The sequence below is a fragment of the Allobosea sp. genome (genome assembly GCF_048595345.1).
Classification (GTDB): domain Bacteria; phylum Pseudomonadota; class Alphaproteobacteria; order Rhizobiales; family Beijerinckiaceae; genus Allobosea.
Window position 1 is genome coordinate 1 of record NZ_JBMDWH010000105.1, and the last position, 7,871, is coordinate 7,871.

A 7,871-nucleotide genomic window follows, 5' to 3' on the forward strand; every position below is an offset into this window, starting at 1 on the left:
CGACGCGGCGCATGACCTCTTCGACGCGCATCTGCCGCTGATGCGCTACGAGCAGCAGCTCGGCGTGGGCCTGGCCGTGCGCAAATACACGCTGATGAAGCGCGGCATCCTGGCAAGCGACGCCCAGCGCAAGCCGGGCTCCGCCATCACCGCCGCCGCCAGGGCCGAGGTCGACTACCTGCTCGCGCGGGTGGCGAAGACCGATCCGAGGGCGAGGATCTGAAGCGCGGCCGGCGCTTTGCGCCAACAGCGGTCTTTGGCGCATCGCCCAGATCCGGACCCAAATCCCGAGCGGACACCGACGAAGAATAATTCGAGCTATGATGCAAAGTCGCGTTGCAGGTCGAGCTGGCGCAAGCCCTATCGACCGTCAATTATGCACCATCCCCGCCATCAGCGGCAGCCAGAGAGCGAGGTCGGGAAAAAAGGTCACCGCGAGCACGATGCCAAGCATCGCGACGATGAAGGGTGGGACCTCGCGGAAGATTTCCGAGAGCGGCGTGCCGGTGAGGCCCGCCATCACAAACAACAGGAGCCCGTGTGGCGGCAGGGTCAGCCCGACCATCATGTTCAGCACCACGACGATGCCGAAATGGACGAGATCGATGCCGAGCCCCTGCGCGACGGGCACGATCAGCGGCACGATCACCAGGAGGATCGTCACCTCGTCGAGCACGATGGCCAGGAACAGCATCAGGAGGTCAACGATCAGCAGGAATTGCGTCGGCGTCAGCTTCCAGGACAGGAGCGTTGCCTGGATCAGATGCGGGACGCCCTCGTTGGCCACCGCATAGTTGAAGACGAAGGCGCCGCTCATGATCAGCGTGATCATCGCCGTCGCCTTCACCGTCTCGCCCATCACGTCGAGAAGCTGCGCGGGCTTCAGCGTGCGGTAGACGACGAAGGCGAGGACGAGTGCATAGCTCGCCGCGATCGCCGCCGCCTCGGTCGGTGTGGTCACGCCGGAATAGATCAGCCCGAGCAGGATGACGGGCAGGGCCAGCGGCGCCAGTGCCCGGCCAAAGATCGCCGGCATGGCCGACCATGGCACGCGGGGCTCGCGCGGAAAGCCGCGGCGGCGCGCGATGATCGCAATCACGCTCATCAGCGCCAGCGCCATCAGTGCCGCCGGCACGAGACCGCCCAAGAACATCGCGCCGACCGAGGCATTGGCGATCAGCGCGTAGAAGATCATCGGGATCGAGGTCGGCATCAGCGGCCCCAGCGTCGCCGAGACCACCGAGGTCGCGGCGGCGAATCCGCGCGGATAGCGACCCTCCCGCGTCATCATCCGCGCCACGACGAGGCCGGGGCCGGACGCGTCGGCGACGGCCGAGCCGCTCATGCCCGAGAAGATGAGGTTCGAAACGACGTTCACTTGCGCGAGGCCACCCGGCAAGTGGCCGACCATCGCCGAGCCGAAGCCGAGCAGCCGCTCGATGACGCCGCTCGCATGCATGACATTAGCGACGAAGATGAACAGCGGCACCGCGATCAGCAGGTAGGAATTGTAGAGCCCGTTCATCGTCTGATCGACGACGAGCCCGACATCCTGATGCGTCGCCACCATGTACGCGAAGCCGGCGGCCAGCATCGAGAGGCCGAGCGGCGCACCGAGCACGGCGACGAGCGTGAAGACGCCGAGAAGGATCCAAAGCCCTGCGGACATGAGGTGTCGTCTCCGTCAGAGATAGTGGCGCCAGCGCGGGCTGAGCAGCCGCCACGCCAGCCAGGCGGAGCGCACGACCACCGCGACCAGGAACAGGCCGAAGCAGGAATAGATGATGTCGAGCCTGAGGTTCAGCACCGGCGTCCGCTCGCGCCAGAGAAAGGCGATATAGTCGAGCGAGCCCGGCAGCGCGGCGGCGAAGATGCCGCCGACGATGACGAGGCGGGCCAGCGCCATCACCCGTTTTCCGCGGTCGGGAAGCGGGCGATAGGCGAGATCGAAAGTGATCTGCTCGCGGTCGCGCACGACGAAGGCGTTGGCCCAGAAGATGATCCAGATGAACAGGATCACCGAAACCTCGTCGGCCCAGGCCGCTTCGTCATGCTCCAGATAGCGCGTGACGATCTTATAGTTGAAGATCAGGAAGACCAGCGCGAAGAGCAGCGCAGGCATCAGGGCGGCGAAGCGGCGCAGCCGCGCAGTCCAGGTTCCCGTATCCTCGGGCTCGGCGGGGGCCGTGTGCATGGCGGCCTCACGCCTCGGCGACGCGCTTGAGCCAGGCCATGTCCCAGGCTTTCACCGCATCGCCGACATAGGCCTTGTCGGCCGCGGCTCGGAAGGGCGCGAGGTCGATCGCATCGACGCTCAGGCCGCGCTGCTTGAGTGCGTCGATGATGCTGGCCTCGTCGGCAAGGCGCCCGTCGTCGCCGGCCTTCGCCGCCTTGCGGGCGGCGCTCTGCAGCAGGGTCTGCTGCGCGGCGGACAGCTTCGCCCATGCGGGTTTGGCGATGGCGAAGAACACCGGCTGGAGCATATGCGAGGTCAGGACAACCTGCTCGCTGACCTCGTAGAGCTTGGCCGCGTTGAAGATCGAGAGCGGGTTCTCCTGCCCGTCGACGGTGCCGGTCTTGAGCGCGAGATAAAGCTCGGGCATGCCGAGCGGCAGAGGGCTCACGCCCAGGGTGCGGCCGAGCAGCAGCCATTCCGGCCCCGCCGGCATGCGCAGCTTGATCCCGGCGAGATCGGCCGGCCCTTTCACCGCCCGCCTCGCGCGCAGCGAGACCTGACGCGTGCCGAGGTAATGCGTCGCGAGAATCTCGATCCCCATCTTCTCGGCGACGGCCTTGCGGTACTCCTCGCCGAGCCGCCCGTCGAACACGCGGCGCAGATGGGCATGGTCCTTGAACAAATAGCCGCGATTGAAGAAGCCGAGCTCGGGCATCTGCTGCGCCACCTCGAAGGTGGTCATCGTGCTCATCTCGAGATTGCCGCGCTGCAGGGCCTGGACCTCGGTGCCCTGCTTGAACAGGGTCGAGGCCGTGTGCACGCTCATGGCGATTCCGGCGGAGGCGGCATCGACATCCGCCTTGAATGCGTCGAGCGCCTTCGCGAGGAAATCGGTCGGCGGCGCCGCCGTCGAGACCCGGATCTGAACCGGAGCCTGCGCCAGAACCTGCCCGGCCGAGCAAAGCACGGCGCCGGCCAATGCGCCCTTGATCATGTCGCGGCGTGTCGTCATCGCCATTCCCCTTTTTCTGACGTTCGATCTGCCTGTGTCGTGCCTATAGCCCCAGCCCGCCCAGTGACTTGCCGCCATCGACGAACAGGATCTGGCCGGTGATGAAATGCGTCGCGGGCGAGGCCAGGAAGGCGATCGCACCGGCGATATCCGCCGGGTCGGCTGCCCTTCCGCCCAGCTCCAGCTCCTGCGCCCTGGCATATTGGTCGGGCGGCATAGTCCGGGTCATCGGTGTATCGGTGAAGCCGGGCGCTACCGAATTCACCGCGATCTCGCGCGGCCGAAGCTCCATCGCCATCGCCCGTGTCAACCCGACCACCCCGGCCTTCGAAGCGACGTAATGTGCGAAATTCGTGCCGCCGATCGCGGCGCGCGAGGAGACCGTGACGATCCGCGCGCCGGCCGTCATGCGGCGCGCGGCCTCCTGCGCGGCGATGAAGACGCCGATGAGGTTCACGTCGAGCATCTCGCGGAAATCCACATCGCTGATCTCATCGAAGGCGCGTGGCTGGTAGATGCCCGCGACGCAGACCAGGGCGTCGAGCCGCCCCGGCGCCGCGATCGCAGCCGCCACTGCCGGCCGGTCGCAGACATCGAGCACACAGGTCTCGACGCTGCCGGCCGGCGCTTCCTGCGCCAGCGTCTTCAACTCGCCATCGCTACGGTCGGCGGCGATGACCCGGAACCCGTCACAAGCGAGCCGCAGGACGGTCGCTCGGCCGATGCCGGACGCGCCGCCGGTCACGAAGGCGACGGGCGCGGCCATCTCAGGCCGCTTCCTGGATGACGACACTGAGGGTGCCGATGCCCTCGATCGTCGCCTCGACCGTGTCGCCCACGGCGAGGAAGGTGCCCTTCGGCACGCCGACGCCCGCGGGCGTTCCCGTCAGCAGCACGTCGCCCGGATCGAGCGTCATGATGCGCGAGGCCGTCGCGATCTGCTCGGCGATCGAGAAGATCATATCGGTCGAGCGGCCATCCTGCTTGAGGGTACCGTTGACGGAGAGCTTCAGCCCGACATCCTGCGGGTTCGCGATGGCCGACGCCGGCACGAAGCGCGGGCCGAGCGGGCAGCAGGTGTCGTTCGCCTTACCGGCCACCCAGTCGAGCTTGTAGAAGGTTTCCGGTGCGCGGTTGTGGTCGCGGGCGGAGAAGTCGATCGCGACCGTATAGCCCGCGACATGCTCCAGTGCGCGCTCGACCGAAACATTCCGCGCCGTCTTGCCGATCACGACCGCGAGCTCGATCTCCCAGTCGAATTTCTCGGTCCCGATCGGCATGCGCACGGTCGGGCCTTCGCCGACCACGGCGTTGCGCGGCGGCTTCATGAAGAAGAACAGCCGCTGCTCCTCCTTCTTCGCGCCGGGCATGCCCATCTCGGCGAGGTGGTCGAAATAATTGGCGCCAGCGCAGAGGATTTTGCCGGGATAGAGCAGGGGGGCGAGGCGCCGCGACGGCGTGACGCGATCGCCGGGTTCGACCTTCGCGGCGGCCTCCGCGAGCAGCGGCTCGGCCCGCTCCCAGGCGCGAAACAGTGCCGCGACATCGCTTTGGCCAGGCCAGCCGACGCGGGCCAGAGCCGGCTCCAGCCGGTAGAGTTCCTCGCCGATTTCGAGGCAGGCGAGCGCGGCCCCATCCACCTCGACCGTCGCCAGCGCCCAATCGTTTCGACCTGGTCGCATCGTCCTGCCTTCCCTGACAAACGCCTTGCTATAAGGTCAAAGTGATTTTATAAAATTCTTATGTCAACATAAAACCGGAAGTGTGATGAAAGCGGGTGTCGAGGCTGAGGCTGTCGCCGAAAGCCGGTCTCAGGCCGAGCGTGCCTATCTGCGGCTGCGCGGCGAAATCCTGCATGGCGATCTGATGCCGGGCGAGAGATTGCGCGCGAACGACCTGCAGGACCGCTACAGCCTCGGGCTGACGCCGATCCGCGAGGCGCTGATGCGGTTGTCCTCGGAGGGGTTCGTCGCCGCCGCGACGCATCGCGGCTCACGCGTCAGTGAGCTTTCGCCACATGAGTTCGCCGACCTGATGGCGACGCGCCGGGAGATCGAGCGCCTCTGCCTCGTCAAGGCGATCGCGCTGGGCGATGCGGCCTGGGAGGCCGAAATCGTCGCGGCGATGCATATGCTCTCGCGCGCGCCGCTGCCGGCCTCGCCGGAGGATCGCGAGGCGGCCGCATTCTGGGAGGCGCAGCACCGCCGCTTCCACCTGGCGTTGGTCGGCGCCTGCGGCTCCGACTGGCTGTTGCGCTTCTGGTCGGTGCTGGCCGACCATTCCGAGCGCTATCGCAAGCTACGCCTGCTGCGCCGCCACGAGGCCGGCGCCGAGGTCCGCGACGTCAACAGCGAGCATGTCGCGATCATGGATTCGGTCCTCGCCCGCGATGCCGACAAGGCCTGCAGCCTGATGGACGCGCATCTGGCCGCGACCGAGACCAGCGTGCTGCGCCTGCTGCGCGAAGGCACCGAAAGAAAGGAAGAGCCGCGATGATCATCCGCACTGCCGTGCTCGAAGGAGAGGTTCCCGCAGCCGACAAGGTGCATTTCGACCGAGAAATGGCCGAGACCGTGCTGCCCGCGATCCGTCGCTATCCGGGCATCCGCGACGTCAAGCTGCGCTGGCAGGCCGAGCAGGAGGCGGGAGCGCCACCGGTCTATCTGACCTTCGACCTGTATTTCGATGGCTTGGAAGCAATGCATGCCGCGCTCGCCAGCGATATTCGGCAGGAGGTCCGTCGCAAACTCGGCACGATCATGCCGCTGTTCAAGGGCCGGGTTTATCATCTGATCCTGCGGGAGAGCGATTAAGCTCGGCTTGTCAGGGGGAGGGATCCAAGCGCCAGTTGCGGTCATTGAACCTCTGCCACCAAGCAGACGCTCGAGTTTTTGCGCTGCTTATCCGGATCGACAGTCGGCGGCTCCGCGCCGACGAGACTGGCGCTTTGGGCACTTCGGCTCGATAGTCCGATTTCCGCCCTAGCAATCCCTGATCAGGCAGCAGCCGGCCGATCCGCCGGTCCGGGGATGACGAGCCGCCGCTGCCGCAGCTCCGGATCCTCATCGAAAGATGCTCGGTGACAATCCTTGGACCGATGGGGAAGGCGCCGGCCGGCACGGTCATCACCATGCCGGCGACACCACCCAGCGTCATCACCCCGAAGGGCCTCGAGGTCCTTCCCGAGCGCCAAGCTTCGCTTCTATGAGGCTCTGGCCGACGTGTGCCGTTTAGCTACGGTGATGCGCGCAACGTGCAATAACATAACCAGCTCACTGCTGTGTGCACGATGCAACGCGAATGCGATTTCAACGCAGCAATTTTGTCGTGCAGGATTTCTCGTTTACAGAGCGCAATGCTCATTGCAAAATGCAATGGCCGGGGCAGGGGGGCCTCCCTGTCCCGGCCGAGCTCTTCACCCGATGAGAATAAGGACTCGGAAGCGGACGCAAAACGTCTTCCGGGTCCTTTTCAGTTCAATGTCGAACTGCACAGGCAACTGCCACATGCGAGTTCCTCCATTGTGCGCCAGGCAGGCTGTGCCTCAGCCGGGGCAGCCCATCTCCCCCGGTACGATCCCGTTTAGTAAACAGGGTCGCCGCTGCTTCACTTGGCGCGCATAGGATGCGTCAGTATGGAATAGTGGGTCAAGCTTCAGAAGCTGTGGATACGATCTAAGTCGTTGCAACTTAAACGCTTCTCGCATTCTTTCATCTCGGCTAAGCAACTGAAAATCCATTGAGTTTCGATTTTAGCGGCAAGATTGCCACATCCCATTCTCCCCGCAGTCCCCGAAATCCCCGCTTTTCACTGTTGACTGCCGGCTCGGCATGGATCGGTGCGGCGCTGGTCTCAAGACTTTGACATAAGGTTCTGGCGGGACAGCAAAACTCCAAATGATGCAGTCGCTCGGCTTGACACCAGCCTTAAGTGTTCTGAACTTGTTCTCATTCCGAGGACATGATCCATGGATGCGCCGATCACGCCCGCGCCGACCGACGAGACGATGCTGCGCGATTTCCCTTGGGTGGTGGTGCGGATGCGCTGCCACTTCTGCCGGCGAGGGGGCGACGCTCGCCTTGCGGTCCTGGCAGCTAAGCATGGTCCTTACATCACGATGCGGCGCTTGGTGGTCGACTTCATCGACGGCTGCAAATGAGCGGCCTGGGATCCGACGCGCAAGCCGCAAAATTATGGGATGAAATGCGGCGGCTACTGCATGGATCTCCGCCGCCCCGATCCTCGTGACCTGCCGCCGGCGATGCGCGAGCTGCAGCTGGTCAGCTGAGACGGCGCGAATCTTCTGCCCTGCCGAGCCGCCTCAGATCGAGCGGCGCAAGCGCGTCGGCCAAACCTGAGCGGAGAACGCATCGCGAATCAGCGTGTCAAAAACGTGCCGTAATAGGCGCAATTCCCGGCAACGTTCTGCATCTGATCTTTATGGCAGCGGCGGAGCCTAAAGCGAAACCCCTTCAAGGGGTTCGCTGGTGCTGCGAGAGAGGATTGAACTCTCGACCTCTCCATTACCAATGGAGTGCTCTACCACTGAGCTACCGCAGCAGGTCCGGTGGCCGGCGCGTCGCGGTCGCGGTGAGGCGGGTGCGGGCGTGGCGTCGTTCCGAAGCGGCGCCCTGATGCCATATGCGCGGGGCGGACGCAACCCGTTCCGGCGGCCTGTGGACA

8 protein-coding genes, 1 tRNA gene and 1 pseudogene are annotated in these 7,871 nt (G+C 65.2%); 4 read left to right on the forward strand and 6 right to left on the reverse strand.

Features of this window, described 5'->3' with window-relative positions; translation table 11 throughout:
* Window positions 1–223: pseudogene (locus ACOJTB_RS10925) on the forward strand (dihydrodipicolinate synthase family protein); the annotation flags it as partial.
* A gap of 147 nt (window positions 224–370) precedes the next feature.
* Here ACOJTB_RS10925 and ACOJTB_RS10930 read toward each other — a convergent pair.
* Genes ACOJTB_RS10930 through ACOJTB_RS10950 form a run of 5 tightly spaced genes read right to left on the reverse strand, consistent with a single transcriptional unit; the run spans window position 371 to window position 4,870 of the window.
* Window positions 371–1,669, reverse strand: coding sequence for a TRAP transporter large permease (locus ACOJTB_RS10930; RefSeq protein ID WP_420102550.1), 1,299 nt, complete (start codon window positions 1,667–1,669; stop codon window positions 371–373).
* 15 nt (window positions 1,670–1,684) lie between these two features.
* Window positions 1,685–2,194 (reverse strand): TRAP transporter small permease, encoded by a 510-nt coding sequence (locus ACOJTB_RS10935; protein ID WP_420102551.1) that lies wholly within the window; start codon window positions 2,192–2,194, stop codon window positions 1,685–1,687.
* A gap of 7 nt (window positions 2,195–2,201) precedes the next feature.
* Window positions 2,202–3,188, reverse strand: coding sequence for a TRAP transporter substrate-binding protein DctP (gene dctP, locus ACOJTB_RS10940; RefSeq protein ID WP_420102552.1), 987 nt, complete (start codon window positions 3,186–3,188; stop codon window positions 2,202–2,204).
* A 43-nt stretch (window positions 3,189–3,231) separates the two neighbouring features.
* The gene (locus ACOJTB_RS10945) at window positions 3,232–3,954 is read right to left on the reverse strand and encodes an SDR family NAD(P)-dependent oxidoreductase (RefSeq protein ID WP_420102553.1); all 723 of its coding nucleotides are present in this window, start codon (window positions 3,952–3,954) and stop codon (window positions 3,232–3,234) included.
* 1 nt (window position 3,955) lies between these two features.
* Window positions 3,956–4,870, reverse strand: a complete 915-nt coding sequence (locus ACOJTB_RS10950) for a fumarylacetoacetate hydrolase family protein (RefSeq protein ID WP_420102554.1) — start codon at window positions 4,868–4,870, stop codon at window positions 3,956–3,958.
* 85 nt (window positions 4,871–4,955) lie between these two features.
* Here ACOJTB_RS10950 and ACOJTB_RS10955 point away from each other — a divergent pair, with 85 nt between their 5' ends.
* The 3 genes from ACOJTB_RS10955 (at window position 4,956) to ACOJTB_RS10965 (ending at window position 7,347) form a co-directional block, all read left to right on the forward strand.
* On the forward strand, window positions 4,956–5,684 hold the full coding sequence (locus ACOJTB_RS10955; protein WP_420102555.1) for a GntR family transcriptional regulator: 729 nt from the start codon (window positions 4,956–4,958) through the stop codon (window positions 5,682–5,684).
* Window positions 5,681–6,001 carry an EthD domain-containing protein gene (locus ACOJTB_RS10960; RefSeq protein ID WP_420102556.1) on the forward strand — a complete coding sequence of 107 codons (321 nt, stop codon included), beginning with the start codon at window positions 5,681–5,683 and terminating at the stop codon, window positions 5,999–6,001. Before ACOJTB_RS10955 ends, ACOJTB_RS10960 begins: the two co-directional genes overlap by 4 nt.
* A gap of 1,154 nt (window positions 6,002–7,155) precedes the next feature.
* Complete coding sequence (locus ACOJTB_RS10965; RefSeq protein ID WP_420102557.1) at window positions 7,156–7,347, forward strand: hypothetical protein; 192 nt, start codon at window positions 7,156–7,158, stop codon at window positions 7,345–7,347.
* Window positions 7,348–7,673: 326 nt separating this feature from the next.
* On the opposite strand, the gene ACOJTB_RS10970 is transcribed toward ACOJTB_RS10965, so the two are convergent.
* Window positions 7,674–7,748, reverse strand: a tRNA-Thr gene (locus tag ACOJTB_RS10970).
* Between the last annotated feature and the right edge of the window lie 123 nt (window positions 7,749–7,871).

What these genes read in the sequence shown, in the direction of transcription:
- ACOJTB_RS10930 (WP_420102550.1), bottom strand. Translation starts at nt 1,669, where the DNA reads ATGTCCGCAGGGCTTTGGATCCTTCTCGGCGTCTTCACGCTCGTCGCC.
- ACOJTB_RS10955 (WP_420102555.1), top strand. Translation starts at nt 4,956, where the DNA reads ATGAAAGCGGGTGTCGAGGCTGAGGCTGTCGCCGAAAGCCGGTCTCAG.
- ACOJTB_RS10950 (WP_420102554.1), bottom strand. Translation starts at nt 4,870, where the DNA reads ATGCGACCAGGTCGAAACGATTGGGCGCTGGCGACGGTCGAGGTGGAT.
- dctP (WP_420102552.1), bottom strand. Translation starts at nt 3,188, where the DNA reads ATGACGACACGCCGCGACATGATCAAGGGCGCATTGGCCGGCGCCGTG.
- ACOJTB_RS10960 (WP_420102556.1), top strand. Translation starts at nt 5,681, where the DNA reads ATGATCATCCGCACTGCCGTGCTCGAAGGAGAGGTTCCCGCAGCCGAC.
- ACOJTB_RS10945 (WP_420102553.1), bottom strand. Translation starts at nt 3,954, where the DNA reads ATGGCCGCGCCCGTCGCCTTCGTGACCGGCGGCGCGTCCGGCATCGGC.
- ACOJTB_RS10965 (WP_420102557.1), top strand. Translation starts at nt 7,156, where the DNA reads ATGGATGCGCCGATCACGCCCGCGCCGACCGACGAGACGATGCTGCGC.
- ACOJTB_RS10935 (WP_420102551.1), bottom strand. Translation starts at nt 2,194, where the DNA reads ATGCACACGGCCCCCGCCGAGCCCGAGGATACGGGAACCTGGACTGCG.